Source organism: Micromonospora sp. A3M-1-15 (assembly GCF_024213425.1).
Lineage (GTDB): Bacteria > Actinomycetota > Actinomycetes > Mycobacteriales > Micromonosporaceae > Micromonospora > Micromonospora chersina.
Window position 1 is genome coordinate 505793 of record NZ_JANAVK010000004.1, and the last position, 16994, is coordinate 522786.

The following is a 16994-nucleotide window of genomic DNA, read 5'->3' on the forward strand; positions in this document are numbered from 1 at the left end:
TCAGCTCGGGCCCAGCCGGCGCTGCCGCTCCGCCCGCCACCAGCGGTGGATGATGAGCACGCTGGCGATCAGGCCGAGGCTGGCCGGGGCGGCCGCGTACCAGTTGACCGAGCCGGGGGAGCTGACCGCCGCGCCGATGGCCGCGTAGCCGATCGCGGTGGGGGCGGAGGCGATCACGCTGCCGGCCAGGAACGGCAGCACGCGCGCCCCGGTGGTGCCGTAGCCGTAGCTGACCAGTCCGAACCCGGCGATCGGCAGCAGCCGGACGGTGATCACGCCGAGCACGCTCTGCCGCGCGAACCAGCCGTCCAGCCGGGCCAGCCGGCCGCGGACCCGCTCGGCGACGAACTGCCGGCCGAGCAGGCGACCGACCGCGAAGCCGATGGCCGCGGCGAGCAGCGCCGCGCCGAGGGCGTACGCGGCGCCCTGCGCCGGGCCGAAGATCGCGCCGGCGGCCAGCGTGACGAAGGTACGCGGGACCAGGGCCACGAGCAGCAGCGCGCCGCCCACCACGGCGACGGCCGGGGCGTACCCGCCGAGCGAGTGCGCCAGCCGGGGCAGGTCGCGCGGGTCCGGGTGGGGGACCAGCAGCAACGTGACGCCGAACCCGGCGAGCAGCAGGAGCAGCAGCGCGAACCGGCGCGCCGACGGCTGCCGGAGCAACCGGGCGAACCGGCGGGATCGTCGCCGCCACGGCCGGGCGGCGCCGGTCATGCCCTCGCGGCGGCGGCCACGGCGGTGCGGCGCTCGGACCGGAGCCGGTCGGCCCAGGTGTCGTCGAGCGGGGGGAGCTGGTGGATGCCGGTCGCCCAGCGCAGCAGGAGGTCGGCGAGGGCGGGGTTGCGGGCCAGCGCGGGGCCGTGCGAGTAGGTGCCGAGCAGCTTGCCCCGCCAGGCGCCCTCGGTGGTCCCGTCGTTGCCGACCCCGGTGGTCACCCGGGCCACCGGCGACACGCCGGGGCCGAGGTGGGTCCGCCCGCCGTGGTTCTCGAACCCGGTCAGGTACGGGATGCCCAGCCGCGGGTCGACCTCGCCGGCCAGCTCGCCGACCGCCCGGGTGGGACCCCGGTCGGAGGAGATGTCCAGCAGCTCCAGCCCCGTGCAGCGGGTGCCCTTGGCGAAGAAGGAGGTGCCGAGCAGCTGGTAGCCGGCGCAGACGCCGAACACCACCGAGCCCTGGGCCACCGCGCGGTGCAGGCCGCCGTCGGCGATCAGCCGCTGGGCGCCCAGCGCCTGCGGGCCGTCCTCGCCGCCGCCGATGAGGTAGATGTCGGCGGTGGCGGGCAGCCGCTGGTCGGAGCGGACCTCCAGCACCTCGACCGGCATGCCGCGCAGCTGGGCGCGGCGGGCCAGGATCAGCGCGTTGCCCCGGTCGCCGTAGGTGGACAGCAGGTCCGGGTAGATCCAGACGATGCGCAGGCTCTCAGTTGACACGGTCCAGCTCCGCTCGGATGTCCTGGAATGCGGTGTAGTTGGCGATGACCTCCAGCCGGCCCGGCGGCACCGCCCGGACCGCGTCGTCGAAGGTCCGCACGTGCTGGAACGGCACGCCGTTGACGTCGAGCCGGACGGCGAGGTCGTACGCCCGGTCGCCGGTGATCAGCACCTGCCGGCCGCGCAGCGGCGAGAAGTCGACGTCGAAGAGCCAGGAGGTGTCCAGCCCGTCGGGGTCGCGCGCGTTGATGGAGAGCAGTGTGGGCGCGACGTCGGCCATGTCGAACGCCTCCAGCCAGCTGGCCGGGTTCTTGGCCAGCAGCAGCCGGATGTTGCGCCCGTCCCGGTCGACCTGGGCGTAGCGGCCGGCCACCGAGGTGACCGCGCCGAGCCGGGAGACGGCGTCCACGGGACGTACCCCGAACTCGGCGGCGACCGCCAGGGCGGTGGCCGCGTTGCCGAGGTTGACCTTGCCGGGGAGCTGGAGCTGCACCTTGTGCCAGGCGCCGGTGGGGTCGAGCACCCCGTCGTCCTCGACCGTCCACTGCGGCTGGGGGCGGCGCAGCGGGCAGCCGGTGCACCACCACTGCTCGCCTGAGCGCTGGATGGTGGAGCCGCACTCGGGGCAGACCCAGGAGTCGTCGTGCCACCGCTGGCCGGCGCTGAACCAGGTGACGTGCGGCGGGACGTGGCCGCGGGACGGGTCGGCGGGCGGGGTGGCGGCCCAGACCACCATGGGGTCGTCGGCGTTGGCGACCACCCGCAGGTCGGGGTGCCGGACCAGCGCGGCGCGCCAGAGCTGCGCCATCATGGCGACCTCCTTGGCCCGGTCGAGCTGGTCGCGGGAGAGGTTGAGCAGCGCCACCACGTGCGGCTCGGTGGCGTCCAGCACCTGGGCGAGGTAGTGCTCGTCCACCTCGAGCACCGCGTAGGGGGTGCTGCCGGCCTTGGCCAGCGCCGAGGTGTGCCCGGTGGGCATGTTGGCGCCGAAGGAGTTGGTGGCGACCCGGCCGAGCACCCCGACGGCGGCGGTGGTGAGCCGGGTGGTGGTGGTCTTGCCGTTGGTGCCGGACACCAGGGCGATGGCGCGGCCGGTCGAGAGGTGCGCCAGCAGGTCCGGGTCGATCTTGAGGCCGATCCAGCCGCCGATCACGGAGCCGTCGCCACGGCCCGCGGCGCGCGACAGCGCCGCGGCGGTCCGCGACACGGAGCTGGCCACCTTTGCCCGCAGGGGCATCTTCGCGTCCGTCACCCGAGCGAGGTTACCGGACCACCGGGCCCACCAGATCGCCGCCGACGGCGATCCGTTCGGCCGGGGACGGCCGGCGGACGGTCAGCGCGGGTTCGGCCGGACGGAGTCGATCTATGTCGGGAAGCGGACCGCCGGCGGGGCGCGCCGGACCCCTCCACTCCGCCCCACCCCCGTTGACGTGCTGTTTTGCGCGCGGAAACGCCGCGCCGCGCGGGCGTTTCCGGTTGCAGGTGGAGGGAAGTGGAGTAGAGTGGGGCGCGATGGTGAGGCCGGGAGGGCCGCACCGGCCCGGGGGGTCAGCGGCGCCGCGAACGCCGCTCAGGGCGAGGGGGTTGGGCCGATGTTCCTCGGCACCCACACTCCGCGCCTGGACGACAAAGGCCGGTTGATCCTTCCGGCGAAGTTCCGGGACGAGCTGGCGGGGGGTGTCGTGATCACCAAAGGGCAGGAGCGCTGCCTCTACGTCTTCCCGATGCCCGAGTTCCAGCGGATCGCCGACCAGTTGCGCGCGCAGCCGATGACGAGCAAGGCGGCCCGGGCCTACAGCCGGGTCTTCTTCGCCAGCGCGCACGACGAGGTGCCGGACAAGCAGGGACGGGTCACCATCCCCGGGCACCTCCGGTCGTACGCCGCTCTCGACCGCGACCTGGTCGTGATCGGGGCGAGCACCCGGGTGGAGATCTGGGACAGGGCGGCCTGGGAGGCCTACCTCGCGGAGAGCGAAGACGACTTCGCCGACATCGAGGAGGGGGTGCTGCCCGGCGGTCTGTAGGGCGTGACGGCGCCCGACGTACTGCGAGATCTCCAGCCGCTTTCGAGTTCCTGGCACCCCTTCCCCGGTGCCAGGCGCACGATCCGATACGGAGGGCCGCGGCCTCCGGCGGGCGGGGAGCGGATGGGGATCTGGCGGTATGGCGAGGCGTCGTGGCGACGACGGACACAGGGACGGATACGGGTTTCAACCAGTGGGGGTCGAGATGGGGGAGCTACGCGGCACGCACGTGCCGGTGCTGCTTGAGCGGTGTCTCGAGTTGCTGGCCCCCGCACTGGGCCGGCCCGGCCGCACCGTCCACGTCGACGCCACGCTCGGCCTGGCCGGGCACGCCGAGGCGGTGCTCGAGGCGCACCCGGACACCGTGCTGATCGGCCTGGACCGGGACACCGAGGCCCTCGCCCACGCGCGGGTCCGGCTTGCCCGGTTCGCCGACCGGATCCACCTGGAGCACGCCGTCTACGACGAGCTGCCCGAGGTGCTCGACCGGCTCGGCTACCCGGCGATCGACGGGATCCTGTTCGACCTCGGCGTCTCGTCCCTGCAACTGGACGCGCCCGACCGTGGGTTCGCCTACGCGCAGGACGCGCCGCTGGACATGCGGATGGACCAGACCCGGGGGGTGACCGCCGAGGAGGTGGTCAACACCTACTCCCACCCGGACCTGGCCCGGGTGCTGCGGGTGTACGGCGAGGAGAAGTTCGCCGGGAGGATCGCCTCGGCGATCATCCGCGAGCGCGAGCGCGCGCCGATCACGTCGTCGGCGCGACTGGCCGAGCTGGTCAGGGAGAGCATTCCGGCACCAGCCCGACGAACCGGGGGACACCCGGCAAAGAGAACGTTTCAGGCTTTACGGATCGAGGTAAACAGGGAGCTGGCAGCGCTGGAGACGGCGCTGCCGGCCGCTCTCGACAAGCTCACCGTGGGCGGCCGCATGGTGGTCCTGTCCTACCACTCGCTGGAGGACCGGCTCACCAAGCAGGCGCTCGCCGACCGGGTCCGCAGCAAGGGCCCGGTCGACCTCCCGGTCGAACTGCCCGGGTCGGGTCCGACGTTCCGGCTGCTCAGCCGGGGCGCGGAGCTGCCCGGGGAGGCCGAGGTCGTCGCGAACCCGCGCGCCGCCTCGGTGCGGCTGCGGGCCGCGGAACGGCTCGACCCGGAGGCGGCCCGGCAGGGGCGTACCGACCGCGAACGGTACCGCCGCCGGGTGAAGGCGATGCACCAACCGGGGACGGGGTCACCGGGGTCCGCGACGGACCCGCGGTCGGCGCCGGGGGACGGGAACGGGACGGACGAAGAGGGGGAGGGGACATGAACGTCAACCAGCGCGACGGCCGGGACACCGGCATCGGGCAGCGCGCACCGCGGTCGGGGGGCCGGACCGCGGCGCAGCGTGCCCCGCGCACCACGTCGACGGTGGCGGCCGACCGGCCCGACCGCCGGGGGGAGACTCGCGCCCGGGGGGCGCGCGAGTTCCCCACCCAGGGCAGCGCCGCGCTGCGGCCGGCCGAGCGCACGAAGGCCACCGGCACGACCTCGCCGCGGCTGCGGGTCGCCCCGCCGCCGCCGGTCCGCGTGCCGCGGGCGCCGTTCGTCGGGCTCATCCTGGTGCTCGTGGTCGGCGGGGTGCTCGGCATCCTGGCGGTCAACACCAAGATCAACGAGAACGCCTTCAAGCTGGAGAAGCTCCAGCAGCAGCAGGCCAAGCTCGACGTCGACCAGCAGCAGCTGGAGAAGGAGATCGCCGACCAGAAGGCGCCGGGCAACCTGACCGCCAACGCCCGCAAGCTGGGCTTGGTCGACTCGGACGAGCTGGCCTACATCCGGCTGCCGGACGGGAAGGTGATCGGCGTTCCGCACCCCGTCGAGGGCGCGCCGGCGATCACCAGCCAGCAGGGCAACGGAGGCTGAGCAGTGCCGCCGAGATCGGATGAACCGCGCCGGGACGCCACGGGCTCCCGGCGCGGCTCGTCCCGGGGGACGGAGCCCCGGGAGCCGGGCGTCGGCGGGATCTCCGACGCCCGGGCGTACACGCCGCGGGGCCGGACCATCCGCGAGGGCGGCGGCGCGGCCCGGACGGGTGGCGGCGCCGAGCAGCGGCGTACCCCGCGCAGCAGCCGCTCCGGTGACCCGTTCCGGCCGGCGCTCCAGGTGCTCGACGGCGGCCGGACCGGGGCGACCCGCGCCGGCCGCCGGGAGAGCGCCGCCGGCGGCCGGGCCGGCGTGGTGCGGACCGTGTCCACCCGGCCGGTGCGCGAGCCGTTCGACGACGACGAGGCGCCGGCCCCGCGCCGCCGGCCCGGGCCCCGGCGCCCCGCGCGGCCGGCCGCCGCCCGGCGGCCGGTCCGCAAGCCGCGCCGCCCGCCGAAGCTCGCCGACCCGCGCCGCCGGCTGCGCCTCGGCACGCTGCTCGTGCTGGCGCTCTTCACCAGCATCGGCATCCGGCTGGTCTTCCTCCAGACCGTGAGCACCCCGGCGTACGCCGACGGCGGGCTCGCCAACCGGCTCGCCGTGGTCGAGCTGCCCGCCCCGCGCGGGGCGATCTACGACCGCACCGGCGCCCCGCTGGCGCACAGCGTCGAGGCGCGGTACGTCTTCGCCGACCCCACCCAGGTCAAGGACCCGGTCGCCACCGCCCGGGTGCTCTCCCCGCTGCTCGGCGTGCCCGCCTCGGAGCTGGCCGGGAAGATGAAGCCCCGCAAGCTGCCCGGCGGCGGCTGGTCGCAGTTCGAGTACCTGGCCCGCGGCGTCGACATCGACCGGGCCAAGCAGATCGTGGCGGCGGACCTGGCCGGCATCGGGGTGCACCGCGACGAGCGGCGCGAGGTGCCCGGAGGCGACCTGGCCGCCAACCTCATCGGCTTCGTCAGCCAGGACATGAACGGCCTCGAAGGGCTGGAGGCCAAGTACGACGAGGTGCTCGAGGGCAAGGCCGGCCGGAAGCGGTACGAGGTGGGCCAGGGTGACCTGGCCGCGCCCATCCCGGGCGGCTACAGCCAGACCACCCCGGCCCAACCGGGCAGCTCCCTGGAGCTGACGATCGACCGCGACCTCCAGTTCAAGACGCAGCGGATCCTCTCCGACGGGATGGCCCGGACCCGGGGCAGCGTCGGCGCCGCGGTCGTCATCGAGATCGGCACCGGCGACGTGCTGGCCCAGGCCAGCTTCCCCACCTACAACGCCGCCGACCCCACCAAGGTCAACTCCCCGGCCGACCGCGAGGACGCGGCCACCAGCTTCATCGTCGACCCGGGCTCGATCCACAAGGCGATCACCTACGGCGCCGCCCTCCAGGAGGGCGTGATCACGCCGGACACCGCCTTCCCGGTGGCCAACAGCATCCAGAAGGGCGACACCACCTTCCGGGACACCCACCCGGCCGACGGGCGGAAGATGAGCATCCCGGGGATGCTCGCCTTCTCGTCCAACGTCGGCACCATCGAGATCGCCGACAAGCTGGGCCCCGACCGGCTGATCGACTACCAGAAGCGGTTCGGGCTGGGCCAGCCCACCGGCGAGGGCATGCCCGGGGAGGCCGCGGGCCGGCTGCTCCCGGCCGACCAGTGGAGCGACTCGTCGCACGGGTCGGTGCCGATCGGGCACAGCGTGGACGCCACCCCGTTGCAGATGGCCGCCGCGTACGCCGCCATCGCCAACGACGGCACGTACGTCCAGCCACACCTGATCAGGAACGTGATCGGCCCGGACGGGAAGAAGACGCCCGGGGCCGCCCCGGTCACCCGGTCGGTGCTCAGCCCGGCCAACGCGGCCGCGCTGCGCCGCATGCTGGAGGCGGTCACCACGGTCGACGACCCGCAGGACGGGCGGGCCACCGGCCTGGCCGCCGCGGTGCCCGGCTACCGGGTGGCCGGCAAGACCGGCACCGGCCTGCGCTACGACAACGGCAAGCTCCAGCCCGGCGAGGTCGGCTCGTTCATCGGGATGGCCCCGGCGGAGAAGCCGCGGTACGTGGTGGCGGTCTTCGTCTGGAGCCCCGGCGGCGAGGGTGGGGCGGTGGCCGCACCGGCCTTCCGGGAGATGATGGGCTTCACCCTCCGGCACTACCGGGTGCCGCCCTCCGCGACCGACAGGTCCCCGAAGTTCGAGGTCTTTCCGCACTGAGCGGGCAGGGCGGGACATCATCGGTGGGTGGCGACGAACCACCGGGGCGGCTGTGCGGTCGGAACCGGACGACCGGGTAGGGTCTGACGCCGTGCCCGGCAATCCACGTCCCGCCACCGTGAATCCCGTCCGGCTCGGCGATCTCGCCGCCCGGCTGGCCGTCGCGCCGCCGGAGGGGGCCGCCGAGGTGGCCGTCACCGGGGTGACCCACGCCAGCCAGGAGGTCCGCCCCGGCGACCTGTACGCGGCCCTGCCCGGGGCCCGCCGGCACGGCGCGGAGTTCGCCGCCGCGGCCGCCGGAGCGGGCGCCGTGGCCCTGTTGACCGACCCGGCCGGCGTCGCGCTGGCCGCCGACGCGGGCCTGCCCGTGCTGGTCGTCGACGACCCCCGGGCGGTGCTCGGCGAGGTCGCCGCCACCGTCTACGGCGACCCGACCGCCGGGCTGACCATGATCGGCGTGACCGGCACCGCCGGCAAGACCTCCACGAGCTACCTCATCGAGTCCGGGCTGCGCGCCGCCGGACACACCACGGGCCTCATCGGCACGGTGGAGACCCGCCTCGGCGACCTGGTCATCGACAGCGTCCGGACCACCCCGGAGGCGACCGACCTGCACGCCATGCTGGCGGTGGCCCGCGAGCGCGGGGTGGACACCGTGGTCATGGAGGTGTCCAGCCACGCCCTGGCCATGGGCCGGGTCGGCGGGGTCCGGTTCGACGTGGGCGGCTACACCAACTTCGGCTCCGACCACCTGGACTTCCACGCCGACGAGGCGGACTACTTCGCCGCCAAGGCGAAGCTGTTCGACGGGCGCTGCCGGGTCGAGGTGCTCAACCACGACGACCCGGCGCTGCGGCCCCTGCGCAAGCCGGCGACGGTGACCTACTCGGCGGCCGGCGACCCGGGCGCCACCTGGTGGGCCGACGGGATCGGCGGCGAGGGCTACGCGCAGCACTTCACCGTCCACGGCCCGGACGGGGTGACCCTGCCCACCGGGGTGGCGCTGCCCGGCCGGCACAACGTGGCCAACGCCCTGCTGGCCGTCGCCATCCTGGTCGCCGTCGGGGTCGACCCGGCCACGGCGGCCCGCGGGGTGGCCGCCTGCGGCGGGGTGCCCGGCCGGCTGGAACTGGTCAGCGGGGACGCCCCGGTGCGCGGGGTGGTCGACTACGCGCACAAGGCGAACGCCATCGAGGCGGTCCTCGTGGCGCTGCGGGACCTGACCGACGGCCGGCTGATCTGCGTGCTGGGCGCCGGCGGCGACCGGGACCGGGGCAAGCGGCCGGTGATGGGCGCCGCCGCCGCGCGGGGCGCCGACGTGGTGCTGGTGACCGACGACAACCCGCGCACCGAGGACCCGGCCGCGATCCGGGCCGAGGTGCTGGCCGGCGCGTACGCGGCGGGCGCCGGCGCGCGGATCATCGAGGCGCCCGGCCGGCGGGCCGCCATCGAGGAGGCGGTCCGGGTGGCCGAACCGGGGGACATCGTGGCGCTGCTGGGCAAGGGGCAGGAACGCGGCCAGGAGGTCAACGGCGAGGTGCTGCCGTTCGATGACCGGGTGGAGCTGGCGGGGGCGCTGCGCGCCCGCTTCGGCGACCTGGTGGGGCAGCGATGATCCCGCTGACCCTGGCCGAGGTGGCCGCCGCGGTCGGCGGCCGGCTGGTCGCCGCCGACCCGGACGCCCGGGTGACCGGCTCGGTGGAGTTCGACTCCCGCAAGGTCACCCCCGGTGGCCTCTTCGTCGCCTTCCCCGGTGAGAAGGTGGACGGGCACGACTACGCGGCCGGCGCGGTCGGGGCCGGCGCGGTGGCCGTGCTCGGCACCCGCGAGGTGCCCGGCGTGCCCATGGTGCTGGTCGGCGACGCGCTCGACGCCATGGGGCGGCTGGCCCGCGCCGTGGTCGACCGGCTGCCCGGGCTGACCGTGATCGGGCTGACCGGCTCCTCCGGCAAGACCACCACCAAGGACCTGATCGCCCAGCTCGCCGTCCGGCTCGGCCCGACCGTCGCGCCGCCCGGCTCGTTCAACAACGAGCTGGGGCACCCGTACACGGCGTTGCAGGCCGGCCCGGAGACCCGCTACCTCGTGATGGAGAAGGGCGCCCGCGGGGTGGGGCACATCCGCTACCTCTGCGACGTGGTGCCGCCGCGGATCTCCGTGGTGCTCAACGTCGGGGTGGCGCACCTCGGCGAGTTCGGCTCGGTGGAGACCATCGCGCTGGCCAAGGGCGAGCTGGTCGAGGCGCTGCCCGCCGACGGCCTGGCCGTGCTCAACGCCGACGACCCGCGGGTCGACGCCATGGCGGCGCGCACCGAGGCCCGCGTGGTCCGGTACGGCGAGTCCGAGCGGGCCGACGTGCGCGCGGTGGACGTGACGGTGGACGGGCGGGGCCGGCCGTCGTACACCCTCGTCACGCCGGAGGGGAGCGCGCCGGTGCGGCTCGGCCTGACCGGTCGGCACCAGGTGTCCAACTCGCTGGCCGCCGCGGCGGTCGCCCGGGAGCTGGGGCTGCCCCTGGCCGACCTGGCGGTGGCCCTGGGCGAGCTGGGCCTGGTCTCCACCCGCCGGATGGACGTGTTCGAACGCCCCGACGGGGTGACCGTGATCGACGACTCGTACAACGCCAATCCGGCCTCCACCGGCGTGGCGCTGCGGGCGCTGGCCAGCATGCGGGGGACGGGGCGTACCGTCGCGGTGCTCGGCTACATGGCCGAGTTGGGCGACTTCGAACGGGAGGGACACCAGCAGGTCGGCCGGCTCGCGGCCGAGCTGGGGGTCGACCGGCTGCTCGTGGTGGGCGAGCCGGCGGCGCCGATCCACGAAGGCGCGACAGCGGTAGGCAACTGGGGAGGAGAGTCGGTGCTGCTCACCGATCAGGCGGCGGCCGTCGAGGTGCTGCGGAGCGAGCTACGTCCGGGTGACGTGGTGCTGGTGAAGGGCTCCCGGTACCGCACCTGGGAGGTGGCGGACGCGCTGCGCGCGGACGCCACGAAGGGACCGGCCGCATGAGGGCGGTGATCGTCGCCATCGGGGTCGCCTTCCTGGTCTCGCTCTTCTGCACCCCGATCGCGATCAAGGTGTTCACCCGGCTCAAGGCCGGGCAGCCGATCCGGGCCGAGGGCCCGGCCATGCACCAGGGTAAGAAGGGCACGCCGACCATGGGCGGCGTGGTCTTCATCCTGGCCACGGTGATCGCGTACGTCGCCGGCCACCTGGCCCTGACCACCCTGCCGGACGCGCAGATCGCCCAGGTCGAGCCGACCATCACGGCGCTGGTGCTGCTGGGGCTGATGGTGTTCTCCGGCGCGGTCGGCTTCATCGACGACTTCCTGAAGGTCCGCAAGCGGCACAGCGGCGGCCTGAACAAGCGCGGCAAGCTCGCCGGCCAGATCGTGGTCGGCGCGATCTTCGGGATCGTGGCGCTCTACTTCCCGAGCAGCATGACCGACGTGAGCGGCAACGCGACAAACACCGAGACCGTCGGCAGCACCATGCTGAGCTTCATCCGGGACATCCCGGCCCTGGAGATCGGCAAGATCGGCGCGGTGATCGTCATCATCCTGGTGGTGATGGCGGCGACCAACGGGGTGAACCTCACCGACGGCCTGGACGGCCTGGCCACCGGCGCCTCGGTGATGGTGCTCGCCGCGTACGCGCTGATCGCGTTCTGGCAGTACCGGCACTGGTGCGCCGACCCGAACTACACCGAGGCGTACTGCTACTCGGTCCGGGACCCGCTGGAGATCGCGCTGATCGCCGGCGCGGCGGCCGGCGCCTGCGTCGGCTTCCTCTGGTGGAACACCTCGCCGGCCCGGATCTTCATGGGCGACACCGGCGCGCTGGGCCTGGGCGGCCTGATCGCCGGCATGGCGATGTCCACCCGGACCATCCTGCTGCTGCCGATCATCGGCGGCCTCTTCGTGATCATCACGATGTCCGTCGTGATCCAGATCATCTCGTTCCGGACCACCGGTAAGCGGGTGTTCCGGATGTCGCCGCTCCAGCACCACTTCGAGCTGGCCGGCTGGAGCGAGGTCAACATCGTGGTCCGGTTCTGGATCATCGCCGGCATCGGTGTGGCCATCGCGCTGGGCCTGTTCTACAGCGAGTTCCTCGCCGCGGTGAGCTGACTCCGCTGCCGCTGCGTCACGGCGGGACCCCCCGGTGTTACCAGGGGTCCCGCCGTTTCGCGTTCCGACACGCCGACCGGGCGGTTGCGCCACGGGCGGGCGGGTCGAGCCGCCATGATGGGCGGGTGGGGGAGGGAAGAGACACCGAGGGCACGACCGACACGCAGGCCAGACGTCCGCCCGCCGCGAGCCGCCCGGCCGACCCGCCGGCGCCGCTGCTCGGGCTGGACGCGGCCGGCGGGCTGGCCGCGCTGCGCGGCCTGCTGGCCCGGCCGCTGGCCTCCTACTACCTGCTGCTCTCCAGCGCCGGCCTGCTGCTGCTGATCGGCCTCACCATGGTCTTCTCCGCCACCAGCGTGAAGGACTTCGCCGAGGAGGGGGACGCGACCGCGTCCCTGGTCAAGCAGGCGATCTTCGCGGTGATCGGGATCGTCGCCTTCTGGGCGTGCCAGCGGCTGCCCGCGCGGACGTTCCGGGCGGTGTCCCGGCCCTTCCTCGGGGTGGCCGTGGCGCTCCTGCTGGTGCTCAACCTGCTGGTGGCGCTGGAGGCGCTGTTCCGGGTGAAGTCGGTCGGCCCGCTCAAGGCCCAGCTGCTCTGGCTCTACCTCGGGCCGATCTCGGTGCAGCCGGTCGAGGTGGCGAAGTTCGCGCTGGTGCTCTGGGGCGCGCACGTGCTGGCCCGCAAGGGCGCCGCGCTCGGCTGGTGGAAGGAGCTGGCCACCCCGCTGTTCCCGGTGGTCGGCCTGCTGTTCGTGCTGGTCGGCTACAACGACCTGGGCAGCATGCTCTGCCTGCTCGCGCTGGTGGTCGGGATGCTCTGGGCGGCCGGGGTGCGCAAGCGCGTCTTCGCCACCCTCTCCGCGATCGGCCTGGCCGGGATCGGCCTGCTGGTCGCCGCCGCGTCCCTCGGCGCCGGCTCCGGGTCGCGGGACGCCGACAACTACCGGCTCGGGCGGCTCACCATGTGGCTCGACCCGCCCGACCCGAAGACCTGCTTCGAGCTGGAACTGCCCAACTGCTACCAGCTCGTCCAGGCCCGCTTCGCGGTGGAGAACGGCGGCTGGTTCGGCGTCGGGCTGGGCAAGAGCAGCGCCAAGTTCGGCTGGCTGCCCGAGGCGCACAACGACTTCATCTTCGCCATCATCGCCGAGGAGCTGGGGGTGGTCGGCTGCACGGTGGTGCTGGTGCTCTTCGCCGTCCTGGCGTACTCCGGGCTGCGGATCGCCCGCCGCGTGGAGGACCCGTTCCGCCGGCTCGCCGCCGCCGGGGTCACCGCCTGGCTGGTCGGCCAGGCCGTCATCAACATCGGCGGCGTCACAGGGCTGCTGCCGCTGACCGGCGTACCCCTGCCGTTCATCTCCGACGGCGGCAGCGCCCTGGTGGTGACCCTGGCCGCGGTCGGGATGCTCGCCTCCTTCGCGCGCGCCGAGCCCGACGCGGCCCGAGCCCTGCATGCCCGTCCGCCGGCCCGGTGGGTCCGACTAGTGTGGGCCCCGTTGCCGCCGCTTCCCGGCCGGCGCCGCCGACCGGCGTCGCCACCGGCGGACCGAGGGTCCGTGCCCCGGTCGCGTTCGCGGCGGCAGGACGACCAGGCCGCGGCCCGCGGCGCCCGGTCCGACCGGGCGCGTGCCGGCACGGCGAGCGAGAGGAGACGCTGATGGGTCCGCTGCGTTCGGTGGTGCTCTGCGGAGGCGGTACGGGTGGGCACATCTACCCGCTGCTCGCCTTCGCCGACTGCCTGCGCCGACACGACCCGAGCGTCCGGATCACCTGCCTCGGCACACCCAAGGGGCTGGAGAACGAGCTGATCCCGCCGGCCGGCTACGACCTGCGCCAGATCCCGGCCTACCAGCTGCCCCGCTCGGTCAACATGAGCCTGGTGCGCACCCCGGACCGGATGTGGAAGGCGGCCCGGGCGGCCGGCAAGATCCTCGACGAGGTACGGGCCGACGTCGTGATCGGCTTCGGCGGGTACGTCTCGGTCCCCGGCTACCTGGCCGCGTGGCGACGCGAGCTGCCCATCGTCATCCACGAGGTGAACGTGCCGCCGGGCGTGGCCAACCGGCTCGGCATGAAGTTCACCAGGAACGTCGCGGTCGGCTTCCCGCACCAGCCGGCGCAGGCCGAGTCGCTGCGCGACGCCCGGGTGGTCGGCGTGCCGCTGCGCCGGGGCATCGCCGGGCTGGACCGGGCCGCCGTGCGCAACGCCGCGCGCGCCCACTTCGGACTCCGTCCCGACCTGCCGGTGCTCTTCGTGGCCGGCGGCTCGCAGGGCGCCCGCTCGATCAACCTGGCGGTCTCCGGGGCGGCCAAGGAGCTGGCCCGCAACGGCGTGCAGGTGCTGCACGTGATCGGCGCCCGCAACGAGCCGGTGTCCGTCCCCACCGACCTGCCGGTGCCGTACGTGACGCTGCCCTACCTGTCCGAGATGGAGCTGGGCTACGCGGCCGCCGACCTGATGCTGGGCCGCGGCGGCGCCATGACCTGTGCCGAGGTGGCCGCCATCGGCCTGCCCACCGTCTACGTGCCGTACCCGCACAGCAACCAGGAGCAGAAGCGCAACGCGCTGCCCGTGGTGGAGGCCGGCGGCGGGCTGCTCGTCGACGACGCCGAGGTGACCCCGGCCTGGGTGGAGCGCACGGTGATCCCGCTGATCCGGGACCCGCAGCGACTCGCCGCGATGGGCACGGCGGCGGCCGCGTACGGCCGGCGCGACGGCGACGTCGCACTGCTGAACTTCGTCTACGAGGCGGTGTCCCGCTGATGGCGGCCGCCGCGACCGGAAGGTACGTCGCATGAACACCGCGCAGTTCACCCCCGCCGGCACGATGACCGCGGAGGACCTGGGCCGGATCCACCTGATCGGGGTGGGCGGGGTCGGCATGAGCGGCCTGGCCCGGCTCTTCCTCACCCGGGGCCTGCCGGTCTCCGGCAGTGAGCTGCGGGAGTGGCCCTCGCTGGCCGGCCTGCGGGCGCTCGGCGGCACCATCCACATGAGCCACGAGGCGAGCAACCTCGACGGGGTGGACACGGTCGTCTACTCCTCGGCCATTCCGCAGGACCACCTGGAGATGGTCGAGGCGCGTCAACGCGGCCTGCGGGTTCTGCACCGCTCCGAGGCCCTGGCCGCCGCGATGACCGGCCGCCGGACCGTGGCGGTCGCCGGCACCCACGGCAAGACCACCACCACCTCGATGGTCACCATGGTGCTCCAGCAGGCCGGCGCCGACCCGTCCTTCGTGATCGGCGGCGAGATCTCCGAGGTCGGCTCCGGCGCGCACCACGGCACCGGCGAGCACTTCGTGGTCGAGGCGGACGAGAGCGACCGGTCCTTCCTCATCTACCGCCCGTACGTGTCGATCATCACGAACATCGAGGCGGACCACCTCAACACCTACGGCGACCTGGCGAACCTGGAGGCGACCTTCGCCGAGTTCGCCCGGCTCACCGACCCCGAGGGCTTCATCATCACCTGCGCCGACGACCCGGGTGGCCGGCGGCTGGCCGAGACGCTGCGGGCCGAGGGGCGCCGGGTGTGGACGTACGGCGAGTCCGCCGACGCCGACCTGAGGCTCAGCGGGATGGCCTCCTCCGCGCAGGGCGTGCGCTACCTGGCCGAGATCGAGGGCCGGTCGCTGGGCGAGATCCGGCTCCCGGTGCCGGGGCGGCACATGGGGCTGAACAGCGCCGCCGCGGTGCTCGCCGCGTACCTGCTGGAGCTGCCGGTCGCGGCGGCGGAGGCCGCGCTCGGCGCGTTCCCCGGCGTGCGGCGGCGCTTCGAGCGCAAGGGCGTCGCGGACGGCGTGCTGGTCTACGACGAGTACGCCTACCACCCGACCTCGATGACGCTGGCCCTGCAGACGCTGCGCGAGGTGGCCGGCGAGGGCCGGCTCATCGTGGTCTTCCAGCCCTACCGCCTCTACCGCACCCGCGACCTCCAGGCGGAGATCGCCGCCGCCCTCGGCATCGCCGACGAGCTGGTGCTGCTGGAGGTCTTCGGCCCCGGCGAGCTGCGCCAGCCCGGCGAGGGCTCGGCCGCGCTGCTGTCGGTGGTGCCGCTGCCGGCGGACCGGAAGGTCTTCGTCGAGGCGTGGGACGACGTGCCGGCCGAGGTGGCCCGCCGGGCCCGGCCGGGCGACGTGGTGGTGACCATGGGCGCGCCGCCGATCTCCCTCATGGGCGACCAGCTGCTCGACGCCCTGCTGGCCCGGTCCGGCGACACCGCGGCGATCGGCACCGGCGTCGACCCGGACGGCGCGGCGGCCACGGCCGGATGAGTCCCGGCCCGGCCCGCGGCCGCACCCCCGGCCAGGACGGCGGGGCCGGCCGGCGCAACCCGGCCCGGCGGTGGCAGCTGGTCCGGGCCGGCGCGGATGCCGTACCCCCGTCCACGCGGCGCTTCATGGCCCGGGCCCGCCAGCGGCGGATGCGCGCGGCGCTGCCCTGGGCGGTCACCGTCGCCGTGCTGGCCGTCGCCGGGCTGGTCGCCTGGACCGTGCTGGGCACCGGCCTGTTCGGCGTGCGGGAGGTGCGGGTGGTCGGCGCCGAGCTGGTCACCCCGGTCGAGGTACGCGACGCCGCGGCCGTGCCCGACGAGGCTCCACTGGCCCGGGTCGACCTGGCCGCCACCGCCCGCCGGGTCGGCCTGCTCGCCCCGGTGGAGCGGGCCACCGTGGAGCGGGACTGGCCGGGCGCCCTGGTGATCCGGGTGGTGGAGCGGACCCCGGTGGCCGCGGTGCCGCAGGGCGACCGGTGGGTCGTCGTCGACCGCGCGGGCGTGGTCTTCCGGAACCTGGACCGGGCCCCCGGCGGGCTGCCGGTCATCCAGGTCGGCAGGCCGGCCCCCGACGACCCGGGCACCCGCGCCGGCCTGGACGTGCTCGCCGCGCTCAGCCCGAAGCTGCGCGCCGAACTGGTCGCCGTGGACGTGGCCGGGCTGGCCCGGATCACCCTGCTGCTGCGCGCCGACCGGAAGGTGGTCTGGGGCGACGCGACCCGCAGCCCGGACAAGTCCACGGTGGCCACCGCCCTGCTCGGTCGGAAGGCCGACACGATCGACGTCAGCGCCCCGGACGTGGTCACCCTCCGGTGATCCGCCGGTCAGCGGACGTGAGCCCGCCCGCTCCGCCCGCGACACGCCGGAAAGGTCCTTGGCTCAGCGCGCGGCGGCGCATACGTTGCCCCGAAGAGATCAGTGGTTGACATAGCTCTAAGCCTCTAGTAGAGGGTGAGGGTTTCAGCCGTAGGAATCGCTGGGGAATGCTCCGCCGCTGGTCTGGCCAAGC

General features: G+C 74.4%; 14 protein-coding genes. 11 read left to right on the forward strand and 3 right to left on the reverse strand.

Annotated features, from left to right (window positions below; genetic code table 11):
- Genes NLX85_RS22820 through NLX85_RS22830 form a run of 3 tightly spaced genes read right to left on the reverse strand, consistent with a single transcriptional unit; the run spans nucleotide 1 to nucleotide 2670 of the window.
- Complete coding sequence (locus tag NLX85_RS22820; RefSeq protein ID WP_254338324.1) at nucleotides 1-714, reverse strand: TVP38/TMEM64 family protein; 714 nt, start codon at nucleotides 712-714, stop codon at nucleotides 1-3.
- On the reverse strand, nucleotides 711-1433 hold the full coding sequence (locus tag NLX85_RS22825; protein ID WP_189195128.1) for a type 1 glutamine amidotransferase: 723 nt from the start codon (nucleotides 1431-1433) through the stop codon (nucleotides 711-713). Before NLX85_RS22825 ends, NLX85_RS22820 begins: the two co-directional genes overlap by 4 nt.
- Nucleotides 1423-2670, reverse strand: a complete 1248-nt coding sequence (locus tag NLX85_RS22830; RefSeq protein WP_254338802.1) for a MurT ligase domain-containing protein — start codon at nucleotides 2668-2670, stop codon at nucleotides 1423-1425. The genes NLX85_RS22825 and NLX85_RS22830 overlap by 11 nt, the downstream gene beginning before the upstream one ends.
- Nucleotides 2671-3025: 355 nt before the next feature.
- Between NLX85_RS22830 and mraZ the strand changes: the two genes are divergently transcribed.
- The 11 genes from mraZ (at nucleotide 3026) to NLX85_RS22885 (ending at nucleotide 16801) form a co-directional block, all read left to right on the forward strand.
- On the forward strand, nucleotides 3026-3457 hold the full coding sequence (gene mraZ / locus NLX85_RS22835) for a division/cell wall cluster transcriptional repressor MraZ (protein WP_073831045.1): 432 nt from the start codon (nucleotides 3026-3028) through the stop codon (nucleotides 3455-3457).
- Nucleotides 3458-3662: 205 nt separating this feature from the next.
- Nucleotides 3663-4772, forward strand: coding sequence for a 16S rRNA (cytosine(1402)-N(4))-methyltransferase RsmH (gene rsmH / locus NLX85_RS22840; RefSeq protein WP_254338326.1), 1110 nt, complete (start codon nucleotides 3663-3665; stop codon nucleotides 4770-4772).
- A complete protein-coding gene (locus tag NLX85_RS22845; RefSeq protein WP_254338328.1) occupies nucleotides 4769-5368 on the forward strand; it encodes a hypothetical protein in 600 nt (199 codons plus the stop codon). Before rsmH ends, NLX85_RS22845 begins: the two co-directional genes overlap by 4 nt.
- A gap of 3 nt (nucleotides 5369-5371) precedes the next feature.
- Nucleotides 5372-7579 carry a penicillin-binding protein 2 gene (locus NLX85_RS22850; protein ID WP_254338330.1) on the forward strand — a complete coding sequence of 736 codons (2208 nt, stop codon included), beginning with the start codon at nucleotides 5372-5374 and terminating at the stop codon, nucleotides 7577-7579.
- A 52-nt stretch (nucleotides 7580-7631) separates the two neighbouring features.
- Nucleotides 7632-9194, forward strand: a complete 1563-nt coding sequence (locus NLX85_RS22855; RefSeq protein WP_254338332.1) for a UDP-N-acetylmuramoyl-L-alanyl-D-glutamate--2,6-diaminopimelate ligase — start codon at nucleotides 7632-7634, stop codon at nucleotides 9192-9194.
- The gene (murF, locus tag NLX85_RS22860; protein WP_254338334.1) at nucleotides 9191-10588 is read left to right on the forward strand and encodes a UDP-N-acetylmuramoyl-tripeptide--D-alanyl-D-alanine ligase; all 1398 of its coding nucleotides are present in this window, start codon (nucleotides 9191-9193) and stop codon (nucleotides 10586-10588) included. The genes NLX85_RS22855 and murF overlap by 4 nt, the downstream gene beginning before the upstream one ends.
- Nucleotides 10585-11709 (forward strand): phospho-N-acetylmuramoyl-pentapeptide-transferase, encoded by a 1125-nt coding sequence (gene mraY, locus NLX85_RS22865; RefSeq protein WP_254338336.1) that lies wholly within the window; start codon nucleotides 10585-10587, stop codon nucleotides 11707-11709. The genes murF and mraY overlap by 4 nt, the downstream gene beginning before the upstream one ends.
- Before the next feature lie 242 nt (nucleotides 11710-11951).
- Nucleotides 11952-13367 carry an FtsW/RodA/SpoVE family cell cycle protein gene (locus NLX85_RS22870; protein ID WP_254338805.1) on the forward strand — a complete coding sequence of 472 codons (1416 nt, stop codon included), beginning with the start codon at nucleotides 11952-11954 and terminating at the stop codon, nucleotides 13365-13367.
- On the forward strand, nucleotides 13367-14473 hold the full coding sequence (murG, locus tag NLX85_RS22875) for an undecaprenyldiphospho-muramoylpentapeptide beta-N-acetylglucosaminyltransferase (protein WP_254338338.1): 1107 nt from the start codon (nucleotides 13367-13369) through the stop codon (nucleotides 14471-14473). Before NLX85_RS22870 ends, murG begins: the two co-directional genes overlap by 1 nt.
- 31 nt (nucleotides 14474-14504) lie before the next feature.
- The gene (gene murC / locus NLX85_RS22880) at nucleotides 14505-15986 is read left to right on the forward strand and encodes a UDP-N-acetylmuramate--L-alanine ligase (protein WP_254338339.1); all 1482 of its coding nucleotides are present in this window, start codon (nucleotides 14505-14507) and stop codon (nucleotides 15984-15986) included.
- Nucleotides 15983-16801: a cell division protein FtsQ/DivIB gene (locus NLX85_RS22885; RefSeq protein ID WP_254338340.1), complete on the forward strand. Its 819-nt coding sequence runs from the start codon at nucleotides 15983-15985 to the stop codon at nucleotides 16799-16801. Before murC ends, NLX85_RS22885 begins: the two co-directional genes overlap by 4 nt.
- Nucleotides 16802-16994: the final 193 nt, after the last annotated feature.